25 protein-coding genes are annotated in these 21,368 nt (G+C 38.8%); 15 read left to right on the top strand and 10 right to left on the bottom strand.

The genetic code is table 11. The features are described from left to right. The first annotated feature begins 116 nt into the window (after positions 1 to 116). The gene (locus NCCP133_RS15230; RefSeq protein WP_309298077.1) at positions 117 to 671 is read left to right on the top strand and encodes a M15 family metallopeptidase; all 555 of its coding nucleotides are present in this window, start codon (positions 117 to 119) and stop codon (positions 669 to 671) included. Between the two features lie 56 nt (positions 672 to 727). Here NCCP133_RS15230 and NCCP133_RS15225 read toward each other — a convergent pair whose 3' ends face one another. Beyond that, on the bottom strand, positions 728 to 1,777 hold the full coding sequence (locus NCCP133_RS15225) for a M42 family metallopeptidase (protein ID WP_264805916.1): 1,050 nt from the start codon (positions 1,775 to 1,777) through the stop codon (positions 728 to 730). A gap of 119 nt (positions 1,778 to 1,896) precedes the next feature. Further along, positions 1,897 to 2,979, bottom strand: coding sequence for an AI-2E family transporter (locus NCCP133_RS15220; protein WP_264805914.1), 1,083 nt, complete (start codon positions 2,977 to 2,979; stop codon positions 1,897 to 1,899). A gap of 149 nt (positions 2,980 to 3,128) precedes the next feature. On the opposite strand from NCCP133_RS15220, the gene NCCP133_RS15215 reads away from it, so the two are divergent. Then, a complete protein-coding gene (locus tag NCCP133_RS15215) occupies positions 3,129 to 4,187 on the top strand; it encodes a mechanosensitive ion channel family protein (RefSeq protein WP_264805913.1) in 1,059 nt (352 codons plus the stop codon). A 137-nt stretch (positions 4,188 to 4,324) separates the two neighbouring features. Here the strand turns inward: NCCP133_RS15215 and NCCP133_RS15210 are convergent, their stop codons facing one another. Continuing rightward, positions 4,325 to 4,510, bottom strand: a complete 186-nt coding sequence (locus NCCP133_RS15210; protein ID WP_264805912.1) for a hypothetical protein — start codon at positions 4,508 to 4,510, stop codon at positions 4,325 to 4,327. 552 nt (positions 4,511 to 5,062) lie between these two features. Here NCCP133_RS15210 and NCCP133_RS15205 point away from each other — a divergent pair. The 3 genes from NCCP133_RS15205 (at position 5,063) to NCCP133_RS15195 (ending at position 7,361) form a co-directional block, all read left to right on the top strand. Continuing rightward, the gene (locus tag NCCP133_RS15205; protein WP_264805951.1) at positions 5,063 to 6,067 is read left to right on the top strand and encodes a F510_1955 family glycosylhydrolase; all 1,005 of its coding nucleotides are present in this window, start codon (positions 5,063 to 5,065) and stop codon (positions 6,065 to 6,067) included. A gap of 139 nt (positions 6,068 to 6,206) precedes the next feature. After that, the gene (locus NCCP133_RS15200; protein ID WP_264805911.1) at positions 6,207 to 6,536 is read left to right on the top strand and encodes a four-helix bundle copper-binding protein; all 330 of its coding nucleotides are present in this window, start codon (positions 6,207 to 6,209) and stop codon (positions 6,534 to 6,536) included. Positions 6,537 to 6,755: 219 nt separating this feature from the next. Continuing rightward, the gene (locus NCCP133_RS15195) at positions 6,756 to 7,361 is read left to right on the top strand and encodes a YdhK family protein (protein WP_264805910.1); all 606 of its coding nucleotides are present in this window, start codon (positions 6,756 to 6,758) and stop codon (positions 7,359 to 7,361) included. A 34-nt stretch (positions 7,362 to 7,395) separates the two neighbouring features. Here the strand turns inward: NCCP133_RS15195 and NCCP133_RS15190 are convergent, their stop codons facing one another. The 4 genes from NCCP133_RS15190 to NCCP133_RS15175 form a co-directional block, all read right to left on the bottom strand. Beyond that, positions 7,396 to 7,527: a hypothetical protein gene (locus tag NCCP133_RS15190; protein ID WP_264805909.1), complete on the bottom strand. Its 132-nt coding sequence runs from the start codon at positions 7,525 to 7,527 to the stop codon at positions 7,396 to 7,398. 100 nt (positions 7,528 to 7,627) lie between these two features. Beyond that, on the bottom strand, positions 7,628 to 8,191 hold the full coding sequence (locus tag NCCP133_RS15185) for a TVP38/TMEM64 family protein (protein WP_264805908.1): 564 nt from the start codon (positions 8,189 to 8,191) through the stop codon (positions 7,628 to 7,630). A 3-nt stretch (positions 8,192 to 8,194) separates the two neighbouring features. Then, positions 8,195 to 8,872 carry a response regulator transcription factor gene (locus tag NCCP133_RS15180; protein WP_264805907.1) on the bottom strand — a complete coding sequence of 226 codons (678 nt, stop codon included), beginning with the start codon at positions 8,870 to 8,872 and terminating at the stop codon, positions 8,195 to 8,197. Continuing rightward, positions 8,872 to 10,245 carry a sensor histidine kinase gene (locus NCCP133_RS15175; protein WP_264805906.1) on the bottom strand — a complete coding sequence of 458 codons (1,374 nt, stop codon included), beginning with the start codon at positions 10,243 to 10,245 and terminating at the stop codon, positions 8,872 to 8,874. The genes NCCP133_RS15180 and NCCP133_RS15175 overlap by 1 nt, the downstream gene beginning before the upstream one ends. A gap of 154 nt (positions 10,246 to 10,399) precedes the next feature. On the opposite strand from NCCP133_RS15175, the gene NCCP133_RS15170 reads away from it, so the two are divergent. From NCCP133_RS15170 to NCCP133_RS15145, 6 genes are all read left to right on the top strand, one after another. Beyond that, positions 10,400 to 10,633 (top strand): hypothetical protein, encoded by a 234-nt coding sequence (locus NCCP133_RS15170; protein ID WP_264805905.1) that lies wholly within the window; start codon positions 10,400 to 10,402, stop codon positions 10,631 to 10,633. 170 nt (positions 10,634 to 10,803) lie between these two features. After that, positions 10,804 to 11,478, top strand: a complete 675-nt coding sequence (locus tag NCCP133_RS15165; protein WP_264805904.1) for a helix-turn-helix transcriptional regulator — start codon at positions 10,804 to 10,806, stop codon at positions 11,476 to 11,478. A gap of 136 nt (positions 11,479 to 11,614) precedes the next feature. Continuing rightward, positions 11,615 to 12,277 carry an L-serine ammonia-lyase, iron-sulfur-dependent subunit beta gene (gene sdaAB / locus NCCP133_RS15160; protein WP_264805903.1) on the top strand — a complete coding sequence of 221 codons (663 nt, stop codon included), beginning with the start codon at positions 11,615 to 11,617 and terminating at the stop codon, positions 12,275 to 12,277. A 116-nt stretch (positions 12,278 to 12,393) separates the two neighbouring features. After that, positions 12,394 to 13,272: an L-serine ammonia-lyase, iron-sulfur-dependent, subunit alpha gene (gene sdaAA / locus NCCP133_RS15155; RefSeq protein ID WP_264805902.1), complete on the top strand. Its 879-nt coding sequence runs from the start codon at positions 12,394 to 12,396 to the stop codon at positions 13,270 to 13,272. Positions 13,273 to 13,414: 142 nt separating this feature from the next. Continuing rightward, complete coding sequence (locus tag NCCP133_RS15150) at positions 13,415 to 13,813, top strand: hypothetical protein (RefSeq protein ID WP_264805901.1); 399 nt, start codon at positions 13,415 to 13,417, stop codon at positions 13,811 to 13,813. 158 nt (positions 13,814 to 13,971) lie between these two features. Then, positions 13,972 to 14,583 carry a thermonuclease family protein gene (locus NCCP133_RS15145; protein ID WP_264805900.1) on the top strand — a complete coding sequence of 204 codons (612 nt, stop codon included), beginning with the start codon at positions 13,972 to 13,974 and terminating at the stop codon, positions 14,581 to 14,583. A gap of 359 nt (positions 14,584 to 14,942) precedes the next feature. On the opposite strand, the gene NCCP133_RS15140 is transcribed toward NCCP133_RS15145, so the two are convergent. From NCCP133_RS15140 to NCCP133_RS21900, 3 genes are all read right to left on the bottom strand, one after another. After that, positions 14,943 to 15,164, bottom strand: a complete 222-nt coding sequence (locus NCCP133_RS15140) for a hypothetical protein (protein WP_264805899.1) — start codon at positions 15,162 to 15,164, stop codon at positions 14,943 to 14,945. Positions 15,165 to 15,442: 278 nt separating this feature from the next. After that, entirely contained in the window at positions 15,443 to 16,375 is a 933-nt protein-coding gene (locus tag NCCP133_RS15135) for a sodium:solute symporter family transporter (RefSeq protein WP_309298076.1), read from the bottom strand. A 76-nt stretch (positions 16,376 to 16,451) separates the two neighbouring features. Next, positions 16,452 to 16,649: a hypothetical protein gene (locus NCCP133_RS21900; protein WP_309298075.1), complete on the bottom strand. Its 198-nt coding sequence runs from the start codon at positions 16,647 to 16,649 to the stop codon at positions 16,452 to 16,454. A 324-nt stretch (positions 16,650 to 16,973) separates the two neighbouring features. Between NCCP133_RS21900 and NCCP133_RS15130 the strand changes: the two genes are divergently transcribed. From NCCP133_RS15130 to NCCP133_RS15115, 4 genes are all read left to right on the top strand, one after another. Further along, on the top strand, positions 16,974 to 17,348 hold the full coding sequence (locus tag NCCP133_RS15130) for a hypothetical protein (protein ID WP_264805897.1): 375 nt from the start codon (positions 16,974 to 16,976) through the stop codon (positions 17,346 to 17,348). A 338-nt stretch (positions 17,349 to 17,686) separates the two neighbouring features. Continuing rightward, complete coding sequence (locus NCCP133_RS15125; protein ID WP_264805896.1) at positions 17,687 to 18,406, top strand: YebC/PmpR family DNA-binding transcriptional regulator; 720 nt, start codon at positions 17,687 to 17,689, stop codon at positions 18,404 to 18,406. Positions 18,407 to 18,677: 271 nt separating this feature from the next. After that, the gene (gene helD / locus NCCP133_RS15120; RefSeq protein ID WP_264805894.1) at positions 18,678 to 20,990 is read left to right on the top strand and encodes an RNA polymerase recycling motor HelD; all 2,313 of its coding nucleotides are present in this window, start codon (positions 18,678 to 18,680) and stop codon (positions 20,988 to 20,990) included. 136 nt (positions 20,991 to 21,126) lie between these two features. After that, positions 21,127 to 21,318, top strand: a complete 192-nt coding sequence (locus NCCP133_RS15115) for a hypothetical protein (protein ID WP_264805893.1) — start codon at positions 21,127 to 21,129, stop codon at positions 21,316 to 21,318. Positions 21,319 to 21,368: the final 50 nt, after the last annotated feature.

Genomic DNA, 21,368 nt, shown 5'->3' with positions numbered 1-21,368 from the left:
TTTTTAATTGGTGAATCAGAGATAGGCAATCTCTCTCTAAATGAAATTTGTTCAATTTCCTGCTAAAATAATAAAAGCATCTATCCAAAGAACCAGCAAAGAAAGGACATTTATCATTGTTTTTTAAACAATTAGGAAGCTTTGTTCTCTTTATATTAGTGATTACAACTGTCGGACTCATATTCTATCAATACATTCAGCAAATAGAAGAACCCGATCTTAAAGACGTACCTCTGCCTGTTCATCTTCATCCAATCGTTGCAGAAAAAAAGGAAGAGCTGATTGCCAAAGCTGCGGATAAAGGAATTAACGTGGTCATTACACAGGATTTTAGAAGCATCGAAGAGCAGGATACCCTTTATGAAAAAGGCCGCTCCAAGGAAGGAAGCATTGTAACACATGCCAAGGGGGGCGAGTCATACCACAATTTCGGGCTGGCAATTGATTTTGCATTGCTGTCTGTTGACGGCCAGGTTATTTGGGATATGCAATACGATGGCAATGGCAATGATAAGGCTGATTGGATGGAAGTAGTCGAAATTGCCAAGGGACTCGGTTTTGAATGGGGAGGGGATTGGAAGCATTTTAAGGATAATCCTCATCTGCAAATGGATTTCGGACTTTCCATCTGGGAACTGCAAAGAGGGAAGAGACCGCCTGAAGAAGAATAGAATTATAGACATATAAAAACTGCACTCCGGCTGACCGGGTACAGTTTTTTAACTGATTATAGGACCATCTCTGATTGAACATAATGGTAAAGCAATTTAGCCGTATTTTCAATTGAGTCTTCATGTGTGCGTTCAAAGGCATGGGAAGAGTCGATTCCCGGACCGATTAAACCATGTACAATATCGTGGCCTGCCCGGATGGCAGCTGAAGCATCAGATCCGTAAAAAGGATATATATCAAGCTTGTAGCCAATCTCATTTTCCTGTGCCAGCTGAACAAGCCGTTTTCTTAATTCGTAATGATAAGGGCCGCTCGCATCCTTTACACAAATGGATACTGTATATTCATCTGTTGATTGGCCATCTCCCATTGCCCCCATATCAACCGCCAGATATTCAACGGTTTCCGGAGTGATATTCGAGTTTCCGCCATAGCCAATTTCTTCATTGTTTGAAATAAGGAAGTGTGTAGTATATGGCAGCTCAATGTTTTCTGCTTTCAGCTGTTTAATAAGCTGAAGAAGAATGGATACGCTCGCTTTGTCATCAAGATGGCGGGATTTAATATATCCGGAAGGTGTCGTTTGCACCCGGGGATCGAAGGAAACAAAATCTCCCACTTCAATGCCAAGAGCACGCACTTCTTCAGCATTATGTACTTTTTCATCAAGGCGGACTTCCATATTGTCCTGATTTCTTTCAGCATTCCCAGCATCTTTATATACATGAACAGAAGTCTGATGCATAAGAATGGTGCCAGTGAATTTTTTGCCGGAAGAGGTTTCAATTTCGCAATATTCACCTTCAATGGAGTTGTATTTAAAACCGCCGATAAGGTCAATTTTAAGCCGTCCGCCAGGCTTAATTTCTTTAACGATTGCTCCCAGTGTATCCACATGCGCTGTCAGCATCCGGTGATTTGCTTGATCCTTTCCAGGAAGTGTCGCGATAAGGCCGCCTTTGCGATTCCGCTTTGTTTCGACATTCAGCTCATTCAGGTACTTTTCTACATATGTGATCACTTCATTTGTTTTACCGGAAGGGCTCGGAATGGAAACAATTTCTTTTAACAAACTAATGGTTTCTTTTGTGTTTGGATAGGACATAGTAAAACTCCTCTCAATATATTTCCGCAATTCTTATTATACTGTTTTATTTAAGAAGAATCATATCCTATAAATTATCTCGGCAAAAAAGCTGCCGTTTTAGCAGCTTCCAGCTCTATTTATTCTTCAGACAGAATGCTTTCCCGAGTTCTAAGTCTGTAAAATTTTCTAAAGTCCTTCACGATTACTTTTATGATTGAGTATACAGGGATCGCAATAAGGATTCCGATAAATCCATAAAGAGAACCGGCAACCATTAAAATAATGATGACTGTTAGGGGGTGCAAGTTCAGTCTTTTTCCCATTACATGGGGGGACACCAGATTGCTCTCTAGCAGCTGTACAGCAATCAGAACAAGAAAAATTTTAAAGACCATTCCAGGACCTTGCATTAATCCAATAAAAATGGCCGGAATGATTCCCAGAATAGGCCCAAGGAAAGGAACAACGGTCAGAAACATGGCAAATATAGCTAAAATTAAAGAATACTCCAGACCAATAATCAAATAGCCAATATACATTAGGACACCATCGACAACGGCGACAATAAACTGTCCTGTAACATAAGAAAATAACGTCTTATCTATATCCCCAAGTATTCTATTTCCTTCTTCCTCATGTTTATCAGGAAGATATTTTAAAAGAAATGGTCTAAGCTTATAATCATCTTTAAGAAAATAGAAAAGGATAAAAGGAACAACGACTAATACCGTTACAATGCTCGTAATCGTGGAGAATACGTTCATAATATTTTCCCCAGCACCAGATAAAAGAGATTTTAAAAAGTTTAATACTCTGTTTTTTAAATTGTCATATGAGACCATACCCATATTATTTTTCTCAACAACTTTTTCTGTTTCTTCTGATAGCTCCTGCATTTTAGCAGGCAAATTATCGCTGAGCTCTGTTATTTGGCTGCCAACAGTATTGCCCATAAATTGAAAGACTAAATATCCTAACCCTATGAATGCAGCAAAGATAACGAAGATACTGGCTGTTCTGGGTAATCCATTAGATAACAATCTTACCAGAGGCCTTAATAGGTAATAAAGTACACCTGAAAGCATTATGGGGAAAAAAATCGAAGCAATCAAAGCCCGGAATGGCCACAGAAAGTAATCAATTTTGCCCAGGAGAAAAATAATGATCAAAACTAATATAATGCCTGTTGCATATTTGAAAAACGGTTTGTTCATCCACATTCACGTTCCACAACCTTATAAAATAATATAATCATCAACTTTCCTTTTTTTATCATTGTTAAACATCTCTTTTGCTTATACATATCTGTTTAATTAGGCAAAAAAGAAGGAATACGTATAGCATCAGAAATTAAATTAGGTGAGTGTTAATGGCAGAATGGGATAGATCATTGTTTTTTATTAAAAATGTAACGATACAGGAGGCTGCTTTATTTCTTTTATTCAGCAGCGCCATTTTAGCAGCAAAATGGACGATCAATGCGGTTCTGGATAAGACAGGACAGAAAAAGTCCATTCACACCGAGCGCATTTTGCAGGGAGTTGCTTCGCTTGTAAATTGGGCTGCTTTCTATGGAATCATTATTCTCTTTCTGTTTTATTTTTCGAAGGAAGAGTGGATTTTTTATACTTTATTTACTGCAGGTGAAGTTGAAGTAACGCTCTATTTGATTATGGTAGCGTTTCTAACCGTATCGCTTGCACATCGGCTGGTCAAAATAGTAACCAAATATGTGCTGACCTCTGTATATGAATTTTACGGAGTCGACAGGGGCCTAGGCTACTCTTTAAATCGTATGATATATTATACAGTTATGATAGCAGCACTTGCGGTGAGTTTAACGACTGTTGGGATCGATTTAAGCGCTGCTGCAGCTTTATTAGGGGTCCTTGGGATAGGGATTGGTTTTGGGCTGAGAAATGTTGCAGGTAACTTTATTTCTGGTATTATCATCCTATTTGAAAGGCCGGTTGAAATTGGAGAAGTGATTGAAATCAATAATAAGATTGGAAAAATTGAAAGCATACGTTTGAGGTCTACGATTGTCCGGACTGCAAAAGAAGGAATGCTGATTGTACCCAATCAATATTTCATCGAGCAAATCATTAAGAATCGGACCGGTTCGGAAATGCTGTCACAGGTAATGATCAGTGTGGCCTATGGAACGGATACTGAAAAGGTAGAAGCACTTTTAATGGAGATAGTAGAAAGAGAAATACCCCATTCGGAAGGAGTTTTACTCTCTCCCCCGCCGGATATCCGGTTTGTTGACTTCCGCAATAGGGCTATGGATTTTCTTATTGAAGTGCCTGTTGCCCATTTCGAAGCGAAGCAGAAATTTGAAAGCCGTCTCCGCCATGGAATTGCGGAAACTTTTTATAAAAATGGAATTGAACTCGCATCGCCTCAGGTTTTCCCTTCTGAATAGTTTTTAAATAAAGCCAATCTGCAGCAGACTAGTGCAGTCTGGCTTTTTTATTGTTTTTTTATGGATGGGACTAATTCTAAGCAACTTTGCCTAAATAAAAAGCATCGGCGAATAGCCGATGCAGCGTTACTGTAACTCTATCTTCCAAGTAAAGCTTTTACGCCAAGGTAAAGAGTGGCCAGGCCAAAAATTATCATTGCAAGACCGCCGACAATGGTGAAGAAGCTGGTAATACCAGAAGTAATAACTGCAGTAACAGGCACCATTGTCAAACCATAGCCAGCCAGCATACATGCTAAATACAATAAAGCCAATTGATACATGATTGATCCCTCCTTCACTTATTAAAATATGAGGAGGAACCGAGGTTGCTTGGTCTAATATCATGAATTTTTCCAACAAAAAATAAACAGTACTTTAGGAGGAGAATAGTGAATCCCGATTTTGCAAATGTTTCTCTAACTCAGAACGTACGTGCTATAATGGAGACACAGTCATTGTAAGGAGCCGGTTCAATGCACGAAAAGATAAAAATATCTGTAAGGTCTTTAGTTGAATATGTTTATAGAAGCGGAAGCATTGAAACAGGGTTTCGGTCTTTTATTTCCCTTGCCGAGGGAGTCCGGGTGCATTAAAGCATTCAAAAACAATATAGGAAAGAGGATCAGAAAGAAGTCCTACTGTTCGCTGAACTTTCATTAGAATGACTCGTGCACACTTTTTGCATAATTTTAATGTACTCTTAGACTGAATCAAGGTCTTAGGAAAAAAGGTGGCGTTCTTGTTGTTTTTATACAAACAGATATATTTGAATATGTTTGACATCTATACAGCAAAAGCTAAAAATCAGAAATGATGGAGTGAGAAAGTTGAAAATGCTATTGATTGTGGCAGCTGCCGGACTAACAATTGGATTAACTGCATGCAGCCAAAATGAAGAACCGAAATCGGCAGACAAAGAAAAAGAAGTCGTGGAACAGTCTGGAAAGGATGAGGAAACCGAAAGTGAGAAACAAACAGAAGATAAAATGGCTATAGCAAGTAATGAATTTTTTGAACCGTTTAATGGGAAAATCGATCACATACATGGCGTGGGATATGCAGGGGATCAAGGAGCACCTTTTTATGCAGCTCATGATGGCTTGAAAGTATTTGAAGATGGCAAATGGTTTAAAACAAAAAAGCAAAACAATGATTATATGGGATTCAATGCTACACAAGACGGTTTTTATTCCAGCGGACATCCAGGCGAGGATTCTGATCTTCCCAATCCAATTGGTATTCAAAAGAGCACCGATAACGGACAAACTCTCGAAAGCTTAGTATTAGAAGGAGAGATTGATTTTCATATTATGGGAGTCGGGTATGAAAATAAAGCAATTTTTGTTCAGAACCCGCACGGCAACTCTTTAATGGAAGCTGAGAAATTTTATTTGAGTGAAAACAATACTGATACATGGCAGGAAATGAATGCCAATGGACTTCAGGATGAAATAATCAGTGTTGCTGTTCATCCTCAAAAGACGGATTACCTGGCGGCTGCAGGACAGCAGGGAATTTATCTATCAGAGGATAAAGGCAGCCATTTTGAAAAAATAACAAATGGTGGCCAAGGCACATCTGTGTTCTTTACAAATGAAAGTTTGATATATGGATCTTATCAGGATGGCACTCCCAGATTGGTGAAGCTTTCGCTCGATGATGGGGTGGAAACTGAAATTCCGCTGCCGAAAATGAAGGAAGATGCAGTCATGTATTTTGCACAAAACCCCAAAAATAAACAAGAAATGACTTTCACTACTTTTAACGGAAATATTTTCTTTACAGAAGATGGCGGGAGCAGCTGGGATCTAATGGTAGAGGCTGGCAATCTTAAATAAATGGAAACGGAATGGGGATCTCCTCATTCCGTTTCATAATTTTCGGACACTTTTCTTAAAAAGTATGCAGAAAACATGCAGTTTACTAAAAAGATGCCGGGGTAGATTAATAATGTGAGAAATCTCAAGGAGGGATAAAATGTATAATCAGTCATATGAACAATGCATTCAGGCTTGTCTGGAATGCATGGAAGCCTGTAATGTGTGCTATGATGCATGCCTTGGTGAAGAGAACGTTAAGATGATGGCAGACTGTATCCGTTTGGATAGGGAATGTGCAGATATATGTGCTTTTGCAGCTAAATCTATGCAATCCAATAGTCCATTTGCCAAGCAAATTTGCAGTTTATGTGCAGAAATTTGTGAAGCCTGCGGTAATGAATGCAAGAAGCATGATCACGATCATTGTCAAAAATGTGCGGAAGCATGCTTTAAGTGTGCAGAGGAATGCCGCAAAATGGCTTCATAACAGCAAGTGATAAAAGCAGGCACCGATGAGTGCCTGTTTTTTAATGTTATGGTTTATCTCCTCACTTTCTCCTTATTTTCGTGTTATAAATAATACATATTTTTCCTGGGAGTTTTGGATACCATGGCTTACTGGACAATAGGATAGGCAACAAAGTTTGTTCCTTATTTTCTGCACATTTTATTGCCATAATTGAAAACAAATGAAGGAGGTTACAAAATGAATAGCATCAAAAGTTTTCTTTTTGGTATCTTTGCATTAACAGCTATACTATTACTATCAGCTTGCGCAGGTAATGAAGAGGAAGCAAGTCCTGAAGATAATGGGGGTAATTCTGCAAATACAGAACAAAGCTCAAAGGAAAGTGAACACGCAGGAGATCACTCAGGTATGGACCATTCAGGCACTGGTGAGGTTCCGGAGGGTTTAAAAGAAGCAGAAAATCCGAAATATGATGTCGGCAGCAAAGCCATTATTACAGATGGACATATGGAAGGCATGAAAGGTGCCGAAGCCACAATAGCTGGTGCCTATGACACCACAGTTTATGCGGTTTCTTATACTCCAGCAACAGGTGGAGAAAGAGTCGAAGATCATAAATGGGTTGTCCATCAGGAAATTGCTGATGCTGGTGAAGAACCTTTCAAAGAAGATGACGAGGTGAAACTAAAAGCCTCACATATGGAAGGCATGGAAGGAGCAACTGCTGAAATTGACTCAGTACAGGAAATGACTGTATATATGATTGACTTTACTACATCAGATGGGCAGGAAGTTAAAAATCACATGTGGGTTACAGAAAGTGAACTTTCCCCAGCTGAGTAAACAATAAATAAATCGCTTAAAAGGGCTTACATGGCTAGTATGTAAGCTTTTTTTCATAAATTTGTGAAAAGATATGGCTTTGAACATTTGCGCTCGAACAGATAACGTCTTTATGAAGATTCAAATGTTCAGCCATAAGGCTTAAATCCATTGCTCTAAGTATCATGTTAATCCTCCTTCTAATGCCAGATTCACGCTCTTACTATGTATATCACTTCGGGGCTTGCCCTAATGACAAGAAAAAAAGAACAGCAAAACGCTGTCCTTTACTTGCTTCTTCTTTTCCATATAAAATGCAATAAAAACATTCCAGCAGCCAAAAAGATAATGATGATTTGTATTTCGATTTTCATTGTAAGTGCGTGGGAAATCGTGTAAGCTTCAATAATTAAAGCAGGAACCTTTCCAAGTGTGCTGGCTATGCTGAATGACAGCAGGCCCATTTGGCTGATTGCGGCAGTGAGCGTCACTGCTCCTGATGGAACAAAGGGTAAGACTCTTAAAAAAATAACAATAAAAAAGGCATTGGAACCTTTAGCATCTTTTAGATTAAGCAAGTAGCTCCTTTTTTTATTATTCGATTGTGGCACTCTGGAGAGAAGCTTGGAGAGACCCTTGCGGTAAAGAATAAAACTTACGACTGCTCCAGCTGCTTCTCCAATAATTAAAAGGACTAATCCCGTTTTAAATCCGAATAAGGCAACAGTGCCGGCTGTTATAAAGGCACTGGGAAGAACTCCTGTTATGGCTACCGCTATGTTCATTAATATACTGAATAGTGCGGCCAATATAGGCTGTCCAGACAGCCAGCCAAGAATTTCAGCAAACATCCTTTATTCCTTTCCAGTCCATTTGTATCCAACACCCCAGACGGTCATCAGAAAATTATCTGCAGGGAAACCGGCTTTCCGCAATTTTTCCCGTAGATTACGGACATGTGAATCGATTGTGCGATCTTCAATTGATACCCCATAGCCCCAAACAGAGCTGATTAAATGCTCACGGGAGAATACTTTGTTTGGGTTAGCGAGAAACAGCTTTAGCATGGAAAATTCTTTAGGAGTCAAAAGGATTTCTTTTTCTTTATAATAAAGTTCAAATGAGTCCTCTTTCAATACTAGTCCTTTAAAAGTTAATGTCTTACCTTCTGCTTTGCTTCTTCTTAATACCGCTTCGATTCTAGCAATCAGCTCCTCTTCGTCAAAGGGTTTTAAGATATAATCGTCTGCTCCGATATTAAGTCCCTTAACGATATCCGGCTTCTCGCTTTTGGCTGTGAGCATGATAATTGGGATATCCCAAAACTTCTTAATTTCCCTGCATGTTGTCCAGCCATCCATCTCAGGCATCATGACATCCAAAAGAATGAGCTCTGCTGAATGGGAATCCAGATATAACAAAGCATCCGCACCTGAAGTTAGCTTAACGCAGTTATATCCGCGCGGCGTTAAATATAATGAAATTAAATCAAGCATTCTTGTTTCATCGTCAACCAGTAGTATTGTTTTCATCAATCAATATCTCCCTTAAAGACCATTTTAAATTCAGTTCCTTTATTCTCTGTGCTCTTAACACTTATGGTTCCTCCATGGGCGTGGACAAGCTCCTTTACAATCGCAAGTCCTAGGCCTGTCCCGCCAAGTGCTCTTGTACGGGATTTATCGACTCTGTAAAAACGATTAAAAACATAAGGCAATTCCTGTTCGGGTATACCTTTTCCTGTATCTTTGACCCGAATGACGACTTGTCTTTTATGTTTCTCAACAGCTACATATGTTTTATCGCCTGGAGAGGAGTACTTTAAGCTATTATCTAAAAGATTAAAAATAATCTGTTCAAGACGGGCTGCGTCTGCATGCAGGAATATAGCATCTGAACACTTTACCTCAAGCTTCATCCCGTTTTCGATGAAAGCTGGTGTAAACTTTGCCGTTATTTTTCTGGTAAAATCCTGCAGATCAATTGGTGTTTTCTTAATATCAAATGTATTTTTATCGATTTTAGCCAGATCAAACAGGTTCTTAACCATTTCTGATAACCGGTTAGTTTCTTCCAGGATAATTGTTAAATACTGATTCCTTTCTTCTGCACTCAAGTTTCGTTTTTGAACAATATCGGCATATCCCTTGATATAAGTAAGGGGAGTCCGAAGTTCGTGCGAAATGCTGGATAAAAATTCGCTTCTTTCTTCCTTTAGGTAGCTCAGATCATTGGCCAATAGTTGAATTGATTGGGCCAAGTCCCCAAGTTCATCGTCTCCTGTTTTTGGAAGGGAAACGGAAAAATCCCCTTTGCTGATTTGTGAAGTTGCTTCTTTCATTTTAACTAAGGGTTTTGCCAATGCTTTTGATAAAAAGATAATGATGGTAATGGTAAAAATGACAGCTATGAATCCAGCAAATAGGAATTGTTCATTCAATCGGGAAATCAGAGATTGAATCCATGCTGTATCCTGAAACATATAAACAAAGCCGATTTGCTTGCCATCCTGTTCTATTGGGCTGACTGTAACGATAAATTTCTCTTCTTGCCATTTATCCACGATCGTTTGCCCTTCTCTGGGGACGGAAGAGGTGGCATTTTCTATATAACCTTTGATTAAACTGTTTTTTACAGAAGAACCGAGTATTTCTTTCCTTCTATTCGTAATAACTACATCAGTATTTGCTTCAGATTCCATTAAGGCTACATGGGATATAGTGTTTTCGTCAAAATGTCTTTCAAGGATGGCACGGTGAGAATTCCCTCTTGTCTGCAGGGCGATAAGCTCTTCCTCCACACGCGATTCAACAAGCGTACTATGTAAAAAGAAAAACATAAACGTTTCAAGCCCAAAAAGAATCAGGAAAAACAGCAAACCTAATTTTAGGGATAGTTTTTTCAAAAAAACTCACTCATTTCTAATCAATTACTTCTATTATATTTAAAAAGTCTGAAGAATCCATGCAGATGTTTTAATACGAGTGGAGGAAGGTAAAATAGAATTATGTGCCGAAATGTAAAACATAAAAAAAGGCAGAAATTCAGGAGGGATAAAGATGAGCGAATGCAAATTGGATCATTCATTGGAAGATGTACAAAAGAAATTCGAACAGCAGGAACCATTCCTGCCAGATGAGATGAAACCGCTATTTCAATCTTTTTTTAAAGAAGAGCATACACAGGATTTACTTAACGAAGTTTTTCATTTATTGAAGAAGTTTGACCTTGCATCAGATGAAGAAAAAAGCGAGCGTGTGAATAGGCTAAATCTTGTTTTGAAAAATGTGTAAATGTGAAAATGCCGCAGCCAAATGGTGATGCGGTATTTTTATTATTCTACAAATTTTTTGTAGCTATTAAAATTTTATTTTAATTTTTTTCTTTTTATGGTATGATTCAATTATTGAGAAATATAGAGTAGTATAATAATGTAAGCAATTTCAGAAGGAAGTGACAGAAATTGAAGGAATGCCATAAAACAGTTTTTGATTTGGCGATCCGGACTGCCGATATGCTTGTCAGAATGTTTGGTTCACGCTGCGAAGTGGCAGTGCACGATTTCAGCGACTTAAAAAAATCGCTTATTCATATAGCAGGTAATGTAACGGACAGGAAAATTGGATCTCCCATTACAGATCTTGTTTTAAATGAATTAGCCAAGTACGAAAACGATGTTAATGATATAGCCAATTATAAAACACAATCAAAAAAAGGCAATGTAATGAAATCATCCACGATCTTTCTACGTGATGATGAACATAAAGTTATAGGTGCTTTGTGCCTGAATTACGATATTAGCCTTCTCATGCAATTTGGCGGAGAGATAGAGGAGTTCATCAGGTTTGATGATCACCATGCCAAATCGGAAAACTTCTTTAACACCGTACAGGATGTCATTCACGAAATGGTTGACCAGGTTCTTCAAGGTTTCAAAAAGGCACCTTCACTGATGACGCTTGATGAAAAAGTGGAATGTGTGCGGCAGCTTGAGGATAAAGGGACTTTTCTCATTAAAGGAGCCACGGATTATGTAGCCTCCGTTTTGGGTGTCTCAAAATTTACAATCTATAACTATCTTCAAAAAATCAGGACTATCAATGAACTTCATCCTGAAGCAGCTATAGAGCAAAAATAATGCATGTTTTTTCTTTTGGAATATAATCAGCTTTGGCACAGTAGATAAATGATTTTATTCATATGAAAAAGCTGATACAATTAAATTTTGCCGCTAAAAAATAGAATTTCAACATTATAGTAAAGGGGCACATAAAATGAAATATAGATCTGCGTTTGATATTATCGGTCCTGTGATGATTGGGCCATCAAGTTCACATACAGCTGGTGCTGCTCGAATTGGCCGTGTTGCCCGCACCCTTTTTGGAAAGCCGCCAGCTAAAGCGGAGATTTCTTTATACGGTTCTTTCGCCAAGACATACAAAGGCCATGGAACGGATGTGGCGATTGTTGGCGGAATTCTTGATTTTGATACATTCGATGAGCGTATTCCATCTGCCCTGCAATTAGCAGAAAAGGCAGGGATTGAAGTGGTTTTTATTGTAGAGGATACAGTGACAGACCATCCTAATACCGTAAGAATCAAGCTGAATGAAGGAGATCGGGAGCTTGAGCTTGTTGGAATTTCGATCGGCGGCGGTACGATTGAAATAACGGAGCTGAATTCTTTCGAACTGAAATTGTCTGGTGAACATCCAGCCATTCTCGTTGTGCATAATGATCAGTTCGGGGTAATCTCTGCTGTTACGAATATCTTATCAAAACACCAAATTAATATTGGGCATATGGAGGTTTCCCGCAGAGAAAAAGGTAAGATGGCGATTATGGTCATTGAAGTCGATCAGAAGATTGATGAACATGTAATAGCTGAACTGGAAGGGCTTCCTAATATTACGCAAATTATCAGGATGGTAGATTAATAGGAAAAAAGTAAGACAAGAAAGAGCATGGAAGGCTGGCTCAGTATTAGACAGCTGTATTCCGGACTTTTTATGCTTCTATGATTAGGATGCTGGGCATCAGGAGGGAAAGACTTATGCTATTCAGAAATGTCGCAGAGCTTGTTGAGCTCGCTGAAAATAAAAGTGTGAAAATCGCTGAAATTATGATTCAGCAGGAAATAGAGGTTACTGGCCGGACACGCGAGGAGATTTTTGAAAAGATGGACCGTAACCTGACAGTTATGGAACAGGCAGTGGAGCGTGGCCTAAATGGAGTGACATCTGTTACGGGATTGACCGGAGGAGACGCTGTTCTGCTGCAAAAATATATTAAAAGCGGAAAAGCATTATCCGGCCATATTCTTTTAGATGCGGTCAGTAAAGCGGTTGCAACAAATGAGGTAAATGCTGCAATGGGTACGATCTGTGCCACACCGACAGCTGGTTCTGCCGGAGTTGTTCCTGGTACGCTTTTCGCAGTAAAAGAAGTACTGAATCCTACTCGTATAGAAATGATTGAATTCCTTTTTACTTCAGCAGCATTCGGGTTTGTTGTAGCGAATAATGCATCCATCTCAGGTGCAGCTGGCGGCTGTCAGGCAGAAGTTGGTTCAGCAAGTGGGATGGCTGCTGCATCCATCGTGGAAATGGCTGGGGGAACACCTAGTCAGGCAGCTGAAGCAATGGCCATCACTTTGAAAAATATGCTGGGACTGGTTTGTGATCCGGTTGCCGGACTAGTCGAAGTTCCTTGTGTTAAAAGAAATGCGATGGGTGCCTCAAATGCTATGACAGCAGCTGACATGGCACTGGCAGGGATTACAAGCAGAATCCCTTGTGATGAAGTGATTCATGCGATGTTCCAGATCGGCCAGACCATGCCGTCTGCACTTAGGGAAACAGCAGAAGGCGGTTTGGCAGCTACTCCGACAGGCAGAAGGCTGCAGGAACAAATTTTCGGGAAAATGAAATAGCTTATCCTGTGTTTTATTTTCGATAACACCAATTCGAAAGGGAATTGGTGTTATTTGTTTTATGGAATAAATTGGATAAAAGTATAAAGCAGATTTACGATATACTTACAAAGGAAAATTTTTAATAGGGGAGAATGATTGAGTGAAGGCTGTAAGATTGGTTTTTAGTACTATAGCAATATTATTTATGTTGCTTTTGACCATTGTTTCACCAGCTGCTTTAACCGGATTAGTGATATTTTTAGTTGGTTTATATTTAAGCAGTCAGTATCACCGATCTAAAACAAATTTTAATAAGTCCGGATGGGTAATGGCAGCTGGACTATTTTTGTCCGTTGCATTGGCTGCTGGATTTTTAAGCGAAACGGCAGTGGAACCGGAAATAGAGGATACACCTCAACAGGAAGAACAGAAGGACGAAGAGCTAAAAGCTAAAGAAGACGAAAATGCTAAACAAGAAATACAAAAACAAGAAAAACTGGCTGAAGAAAAGGCCAAAGAAGAGGAAAAAAAAAACAGGCTGAAGAAAAAGCAAGATTAGAAGCAGAGAAGGCAGAAGAAGATAGACAACAGAAAGAAGAAGAAAAACAGAAGCAGGAAGAGGAACAGAAAGCTGCAAGCTTTGGTCTTGAGCTGATAATAGTTGGCAGAGTAGTCGATGGAGACACGATTGAAACATCAGATGGAAGAAAAGTTCGATTGATTGGCGTCAATACACCGGAATCGACTACAAGAATTGAAGATTACGGTAAAGAGGCCAGCCGATATACCACATCCGAGTTGACAGGGAAACAAGTCTGGATGCAAAAAGATGTTTCAGATACAGACCGATACGGCCGTCTTCTGAGAATCATTTGGCTCGATATCCCGGTAGATGATATGGATGAAAACGAGATACGAACCAAAATGTTTAACGCAAAGCTAGTTTTAAATGGTTATGCCGAACCATCTACCTATAACCCGGATGTAAAATATAGTGAATACTTTAGAAAGTTTAGCAGAGAAGCAAGGGAAGAAAATAAAGGACTTTGGGCATATGGAAAAGAAGGAACGACAAGGGGAGATTTGGATTCCTCCGGCGGAAGCAGCAGTTCTAGCGGTTCCTCATCCAGCTCAGGATCTTCAAGCACTCCAGGCGGAGCAAGTTCGGGGACCAATTCCACTGCTAGTGATTCGGCTTCTTCAGGATCCGAATCTTATCAAAATTGTACCGAATTAAGAAAGGTTTATCCGAATGGTGTGCCATCTACACATCCAGCATATGACTCAAATCATGATCGGGATAAAGACAATTATGCCTGTGAACGATAATGAAAGGGGCCGGCTCGAGTTAAAGAGCCGGTTTTTCTTTGATTAGGGAATTAGAATATTGCCTGAATGCTGAGCAGGCCATTGCTAACTGACCAAATTGTTCTGCATACAGACACAGATGAAGCTGATCGATTTTACATAGCTTATGGCTTCAAAAGAAGCAATGCTTTTCCTGAATCTACTCATGTTTATATATTAAACAAGCTATGTTAAACCTGCACATACCTTTTGATCCAGTCCTGCTGGTTTGGTTAATAAACAGTCTATGCACCGAGCAGCGGTATGACCGATACTTAAAAGCGAGCTTCATGATTGAAATTCAACAGGCAAACAAAAAACACTGGCTATAAACCAGCGTTTTAAGATGTTCTTCTATGTTGGCCATTCAGCTTGATAAGCGAGCCTCTTTTAATCCAATAATGAAAGCTTTCTGCAGGAAAAACTCCCCGGCCGCTGGAGCGATCCATTTGAATCACTATGCTGTTTGGTGTTACATCCAATATTTTAAGGGTTTGGGAACGGCTAAGATTCGGAGCGAAGCAACTCTTAATTTCAAACTGCATATCCTTTTCCAGGTTCAACGATCACACCTCCAAGAGTATTGTTATCCTTATGGTTGCCATTTTTTCATTTTCTATCCATATATTGGCCAGTATATTGGACCAAAAAAATTTAATGTAGCTTTGTTTGGAAAAGAAAACGAAAAATCTCCAGTTTTTATAGCTGGAGATTTGTATTGGCTGTACCTATTCTACATACACAGAATGAAGATTTGTTTTCCTTCCTTTGCTTTCAATGACATCTGGATTTTGCTTTTTCAAATAGTTTTCATATTTTATGGACCAAAATCTTTGTGCGATCAGGAAATTGCTGCTGTGATTATGATAATTCCTCCGATGATAGTCCAATATACTGGAGATACAATCCCATTTTTATATGCCAGGCCGGCCGGAGAGAAGGTTACATAGGCAATAGCAACAGCAGAAAGAAGAATAACCGAAATGGGAAGTGCATATTTCCATGGGATCATCTCTACTTTTGGGACAGTTTTAAACTGGTAAACATATTTTCTAGGCTTGATTCTTCCAATGACCAGCATTAATGTAACTTCGATCACAAACAGGATGGCATAGATATGGATAAAATGTATAGGAACTGTGAAACCGAATAATTGGTCCGCTCCCCATACTAGCATGTAATAGGTTATGACATGAAAGACGATGATGACTTTGGCAGCAATTGCCGGAACAAATTTTGTGAAAATGCCCACAAGAACAATCACAATAATTGGAATATTAAAGAAACCTGTAAACCTCCTGATTAAATCCCATAATCCTTCTGAAGCATTCATTAGCATAGGGGAAATGAATAAAGAAACAATTGCCAGCAAAGTTCCAAACCATTTGCTGACAGAAATCAGTTTCTGGTCATTAGCCTCTGGATTAATACGGGGTTTATAAATATCAAGAGCAAACAAGGTAGCAGCACTGTTTAATATAGAGTTAAATGAACTGAAAACAGCTCCAAGGAGGACGGCAAGGAAAAAACCTGACAAATATCCAGGCAAAATCTCCGAAATTAATGCAGGATAGGCAAGATCAACTGATCTTAGGGAATCTCCATAAAGATGAAAAGCTATTACTCCAGGAATCAACATGAACACAGGAACAAGAAGTTTATAAAAGCCCGATACTAAGACACCTTTTTGGCCCTCGGCAAGGTTTTTGACCCCTAATGTCCGCTGAATCACATATTGGTTGGCGGACCAGTAAAATAAATTCGCATAGATCATGCCGGTAAAAAGGTTCCAAATGGTACAGAGTCCTCACTAGATCCAATTGAATTCAATTTTTTGGGGTTATGGCTGTTTACCTGCTTCCAAAATATCTGGGCGGAAGTGTCAATAACAGAGAGCCAGCAATAAATCTTCCTGTCAATCCCCGGCCTGCCAAAAAGTATCCATCTGAATTGCTGACTTTTGCTTTCGTTTTTAAATAAGAAACCCAGGCAACCATACCCATAAAAAAAGCACAAGAAACCATAGTGAACCAGATAGAATCAAACAAATACATTCTCCCCCTAATGTTTTCTTTCGCTGTTCTCTTAAAAATTGTTGATATTACCTACACGAAGTCGCCGAGTGGCTCATTGGTCAGGCATTTGAATGAAAATAAAAACAGTTTTTTCTAAAAGTAAAGTTTATATATCTTTTAAAGAAGGGTAAGAGATTCAAAAAACGCTGGAGCAAATATTAACGTCAAATTAGAGGCACATTTGTGTCTCTTTTTTTGATCTTTTCCATTTCGATACATTTGTAACGAAATATCCACAGCTTTTAGCAAAATGCCGATGATAAAATGAGTCTAAAAAAAAGACGAGGAGAGATCATTATGGAGGAGCTACTAAAACAGCTGCTGGAAAGCAGCAAGGACATTAAGAATCAGCTGATCCAAATTGATAAAAATGTAAAGACACTTGAGCATAGATTAGACCGCCTGGAGAAAGTTGATAGCATTGAACACCGTGTCATGGTAAACCAGATTGATTTGACAGATATAAAAGAAATCGTTGAAAAATTGGACTCTTTCCAAAGGGAAGAAATGAAGGATTTTTTGGAGATTATGAAAGAGACTGCACTAAAGCAAATGTTAAGTGAAGAGATTCATCAAATACACCAAAGGCATGATGCGCAATTAACAAAGATTGCTAATAATGAAGAAGCAATCCTCATGATGGAGGGCAAATCATCTTCAAAAGCAGTTTAATAACAATTAGCTTGACCTCTTATTTTTAGAGGTTTTTTATTTCGAAAATTCACAAAAATGTATTGCTAAAAGTGGGGAGGCAGGATTATGATTACATATGAAATATTTAGTGTGACGAAATAAGAGGAAAGGAAGATGGACAGATGGCATTTCCGGCCGTAGAAATGAAACTTAAATTTGAACTTTATTGGTTTCTAATTTAAAAGGATAAAAAACATATACTCGAAAATGTCCCGCTATTTGATGTATAATAATGTAGTATGAGTTCTTCTAAGTGCAGAAGAATTACATAATATTTTACATTTTGATAGATCCAAAGTTGAAAGAGAGTGGGACATATGGGCCGTAAATGGAATAATATTAAAGAGAAGAAAGCTTCAAAGGACGCGAATACGAGCCGTATATATTCCAAGTTTGCACTTGAAATATATGTTGTGGCCAAACAAGGCGAGCCTGATCCAGAAGCAAACCAAGCTTTAAAATTTGTGCTTGAACGTGCAAAAACATATAATGTACCAAGAAATATCATCGACCGTGCATTAGAAAAAGCAAAAGGCGGAGCAGAAGAAAATTATGATGAGCTTCGCTATGAAGGGTTTGGGCCAAACGGGTCTATGGTTATTGTTGATGCATTAACAAATAACGTTAACCGTACAGCTTCCAATGTGCGTGCTGCCTTCGGGAAAAATGGCGGCAATATGGGAGTGAGCGGATCAGTATCCTATATGTTTGATTCAACAGCAGTTATTGGAATGGAAGGCAAGTCAGAAGAAGAAGTGCTTGAAATTTTAATGGAAGCGGATGTTGATGCCCGTGATATATTAGAAGAAGATGGTACGATCATTGTCTATGCAGAGCCTGATCAATTTCACGCAGTTCAGGAAGCTTTTAAAACGGCAGACATTTTGGAGTATACGGTCGCTGAATTGACAATGCTTCCTCAAAATGAAGTGACACTGGATCCGGATGCCCAGGCACAATTCGAAAAACTGATTGATGCGCTGGAAGACTTAGAGGATGTTCAGCGAGTTTATCATAATGTTGATTTAGGTGAATAGATTTGTAAAAAGGAGTCCACATTAAATTAATGCTGGACTCCTTTTTTTAGATGAGATTGTTTTACATAATAATATTATGTAAACAGGTGGGTTAAATTTAAGAATTTCTAGATAAAAACGTTGTGAAAAAATCGATTGCATGTTAAAATCAAAAAACGCGGTTTATTTCAATTGTTCACAAAAAATGAATAATATTATCTACTCTAATCATATCACATCTGGTTTGACAGTGTCAATAAAATGGCCGCAATTTTTTTCGGGGAGTGGTTTTATGAGTGAGATGCAAAACAAAGCTGCAGAACAAAAAAGAGTAAATTCAATTGTCGATCTAATCCAGTTTAAAATAAGTTCCTACTTGGAAAAGACTCAGAATGTGGGAGCTCATGTATGGGAGATACGGCAAACGTTTTGGGATGATGTAACAGTCAATCTCGATGAACCGGATGATGTTATTGAGACTTTTACAAGCATTAAGCAGCAGGCAGAATTGCTCTCCGAACGTGAAAGAATAAAGGGGCATCTAGATAAACAGATAAAAGTGCTTAACCGTCTTGAGAAGTCGCCATATTTTGGGAGAATTGACTTTAAAGAAGAAGGTGAGAGTGAAATAGAGCCCATTTATTTAGGCATTGCTTCCCTTATGGATGAGAAGGATGAAAATTTTATCATATATGATTGGCGGGCTCCGATTTCAAGCCTTTATTATGATTATTCACCGGGTGCAGCCGAATATCGGACACCTATCGGACGGATGCATGGAGAAATGACGTTGAAGCGGCAATTTATCATTCGAAATGGTGTTATTGAAGGAATGTTTGATACCGGAGTTACAATTGGAGATCAGCTTCTTCAGGAAGTGCTAGGAAATCAGGCTAATTCTCAGATGAAGAGTATCGTCGCAACCATCCAAAAAGAGCAGAATGCAATTATCCGAAATGAAAGAAGCAAAATTCTTGTTGTACAGGGAGTTGCAGGCAGCGGAAAAACATCCGCCGCACTTCAGCGTGCAGCATTCCTGCTATATAGATACCGGGAAACTTTAAACTCTGAAAATATCATGCTTTTCTCACCTAATCCTCTTTTCAACAGCTATGTGGCAACAGTCCTACCCGAGCTGGGAGAAGAAAGCATGAGACAAACGACCTTCCAGGGATATTTAACACATCGGCTAGGAAATGATTTTCAAGTAGAAGATCCGTTTACACAACTTGAAGAAATCCTTACTTCTGAAGATGATCAAAATTTAAAAATAAGAATGACAGGAATCGCATTAAAGGCAGATTTAAACTTTAAAGAAAGGATGGATCAATATTTGCTTACTCTATCTGACAAGGGCCTTGTTTTCAGGGATATCTCCTTGAAAGATAAAGTTCTAATAAAAAGCAGGCAAATTTCGGAACAATTTTATTCTCTTGATTCCTCCTTTTCAATTCCCAATCGGATTCAACTCATTCAGGAATGGCTTCTGGCCGAGATCAGGCAGCAGGAAAAACGCGAGCGAAAAAAGGAATGGGTAGAGAAAGCGATTGGGTACCTGGATAAAGAAGATTATTTGGAAGCTTTCAAACAGCACCAAAGAAGACAAAGAGAAGAAGAGTATACTTTTGATGACCAGGAGATGGAGGAAAAATATCTGGCAAAAATGGTTGTCAGCAAAGCGTTTAAACCGGTTAAGAAAAAAATAAAGCAATATAAATTCTTGGATATGCCTGCTATTTACGAGGGTTTTTATAAGGGTATGGATGGATCTGCTGACAACTGGGAGGAAATAAGCAAACAAACCATCATGAAAATAAGCAGCGCTCAAATGCCTTATGAAGATGCAGCCCCATATTTGTATATACAGGATAAGATAGAAGGAAAGAAATCAAATACATCCATCAGGCATGTATTTATTGATGAAGCACAGGACTATTCACCGTTGCAATTTGCCTATATCTGTGAACTTTTCCCATTTAGCAAAATGACATTGCTTGGAGATATAAATCAGGCCATTTATTTGCAGCAGGCAGGCAATTCGACCATTTTCGAGACTGTTGAGGAAAATGAAAAAGAAACATTTCTCCTCATGAAAAGCTATCGTTCAACCAGGCAAATCGTGGAATTTACAAGAGGCATCATTCCGGGCGGAGAAAAGATTGAAGCATTTAATCGAAATGGAGATCTGCCTGTTGTGATAAAAGCAGCGGATAAAGAAGTGAGGAATGTCCAGCTGCAGAAAGAAATTGAATCTTTGCAAAATGAGGGACATCAATCGATAGCAGTAATATGTAAAACTGCCAAGGAAAGCCTAGAAGCTTTTTCAATTTTAAAGGAAATGGTAAATGTGCGGCTAATCGAAAAAGGTACGGGTTCCTTTGAAGGCGGAATCATCGTTATACCATCCTATCTTGCAAAGGGCATTGAGTTTGATGCAGTGATCATTTTCGATGCATCAGAATACAGAAAGGAAAGGGAAAGAAAGCTTTTTTATACGGCTTGTACCAGAGCCATGCACCGTTTATTATTATTTTCGCTTGGTAAAAATTGTCTGTTTATCGGAAGTATAGACCAAAATACGTATCATAATGTAGATATTAATTGATATTTGTCGAGTAGCAGAGTGATAGCGTTTGCTAGCAATTTGCTGCGTAAAGTGTCGCATCTCGGCATTTATTTAATGAGGAGTTTAATCGCATCATTTGCCGGGAAGATAAACGACGAAAGGAGAGTTTTACTACATGAATTCGTTTAAAATTATTTATACTTTTGAAAAAGATGTAAAAGTTACTGAAGTTGTTGAAGCAGAAAACAAATCTGAGGTGATTGGCAAAATAAAGGATCTTGAGGGGTTCGTTGAAATGACAGATTCTGAAGATCAATACCACCGATTTGATTTTGCTGACGTTAAATTAGTAACGATTACTGAATAAAAGGAAGGCCTTGAGAAAGGCCTTCCTGTATTATTGCCCGCTAACAGCAG

The sequence above is a fragment of the Cytobacillus sp. NCCP-133 genome, from assembly GCF_026011715.1.
GTDB lineage: Bacteria > Bacillota > Bacilli > Bacillales > Cytobacillaceae > Cytobacillus.
Note: the sequence above shows the minus strand (reverse complement) of the source record. Positions and strands in the feature narration are given on the sequence as shown.

What these genes read in the sequence shown, in the direction of transcription:
- NCCP133_RS15185 (WP_264805908.1), bottom strand. Translation starts at nt 8,191, where the DNA reads ATGTTTGCTGAAATTCTTGGCTGGCTGTCTGGACAGCCTATATTGGCC.
- NCCP133_RS15170 (WP_264805905.1), top strand. Translation starts at nt 10,400, where the DNA reads ATGAGCGAATGCAAATTGGATCATTCATTGGAAGATGTACAAAAGAAA.
- NCCP133_RS15215 (WP_264805913.1), top strand. Translation starts at nt 3,129, where the DNA reads ATGGCAGAATGGGATAGATCATTGTTTTTTATTAAAAATGTAACGATA.
- NCCP133_RS15220 (WP_264805914.1), bottom strand. Translation starts at nt 2,979, where the DNA reads ATGTGGATGAACAAACCGTTTTTCAAATATGCAACAGGCATTATATTA.
- NCCP133_RS15210 (WP_264805912.1), bottom strand. Translation starts at nt 4,510, where the DNA reads ATGTATCAATTGGCTTTATTGTATTTAGCATGTATGCTGGCTGGCTAT.
- NCCP133_RS15125 (WP_264805896.1), top strand. Translation starts at nt 17,687, where the DNA reads ATGGGCCGTAAATGGAATAATATTAAAGAGAAGAAAGCTTCAAAGGAC.
- NCCP133_RS15195 (WP_264805910.1), top strand. Translation starts at nt 6,756, where the DNA reads ATGAATAGCATCAAAAGTTTTCTTTTTGGTATCTTTGCATTAACAGCT.
- NCCP133_RS15205 (WP_264805951.1), top strand. Translation starts at nt 5,063, where the DNA reads ATGCTATTGATTGTGGCAGCTGCCGGACTAACAATTGGATTAACTGCA.
- NCCP133_RS15130 (WP_264805897.1), top strand. Translation starts at nt 16,974, where the DNA reads ATGGAGGAGCTACTAAAACAGCTGCTGGAAAGCAGCAAGGACATTAAG.
- NCCP133_RS15225 (WP_264805916.1), bottom strand. Translation starts at nt 1,777, where the DNA reads ATGTCCTATCCAAACACAAAAGAAACCATTAGTTTGTTAAAAGAAATT.
- sdaAA (WP_264805902.1), top strand. Translation starts at nt 12,394, where the DNA reads ATGCTATTCAGAAATGTCGCAGAGCTTGTTGAGCTCGCTGAAAATAAA.
- NCCP133_RS15135 (WP_309298076.1), bottom strand. Translation starts at nt 16,375, where the DNA reads ATGATCTATGCGAATTTATTTTACTGGTCCGCCAACCAATATGTGATT.
- NCCP133_RS15115 (WP_264805893.1), top strand. Translation starts at nt 21,127, where the DNA reads ATGAATTCGTTTAAAATTATTTATACTTTTGAAAAAGATGTAAAAGTT.
- NCCP133_RS15190 (WP_264805909.1), bottom strand. Translation starts at nt 7,527, where the DNA reads ATGATACTTAGAGCAATGGATTTAAGCCTTATGGCTGAACATTTGAAT.
- NCCP133_RS15200 (WP_264805911.1), top strand. Translation starts at nt 6,207, where the DNA reads ATGTATAATCAGTCATATGAACAATGCATTCAGGCTTGTCTGGAATGC.
- sdaAB (WP_264805903.1), top strand. Translation starts at nt 11,615, where the DNA reads ATGAAATATAGATCTGCGTTTGATATTATCGGTCCTGTGATGATTGGG.
- NCCP133_RS15180 (WP_264805907.1), bottom strand. Translation starts at nt 8,872, where the DNA reads ATGAAAACAATACTACTGGTTGACGATGAAACAAGAATGCTTGATTTA.
- helD (WP_264805894.1), top strand. Translation starts at nt 18,678, where the DNA reads ATGAGTGAGATGCAAAACAAAGCTGCAGAACAAAAAAGAGTAAATTCA.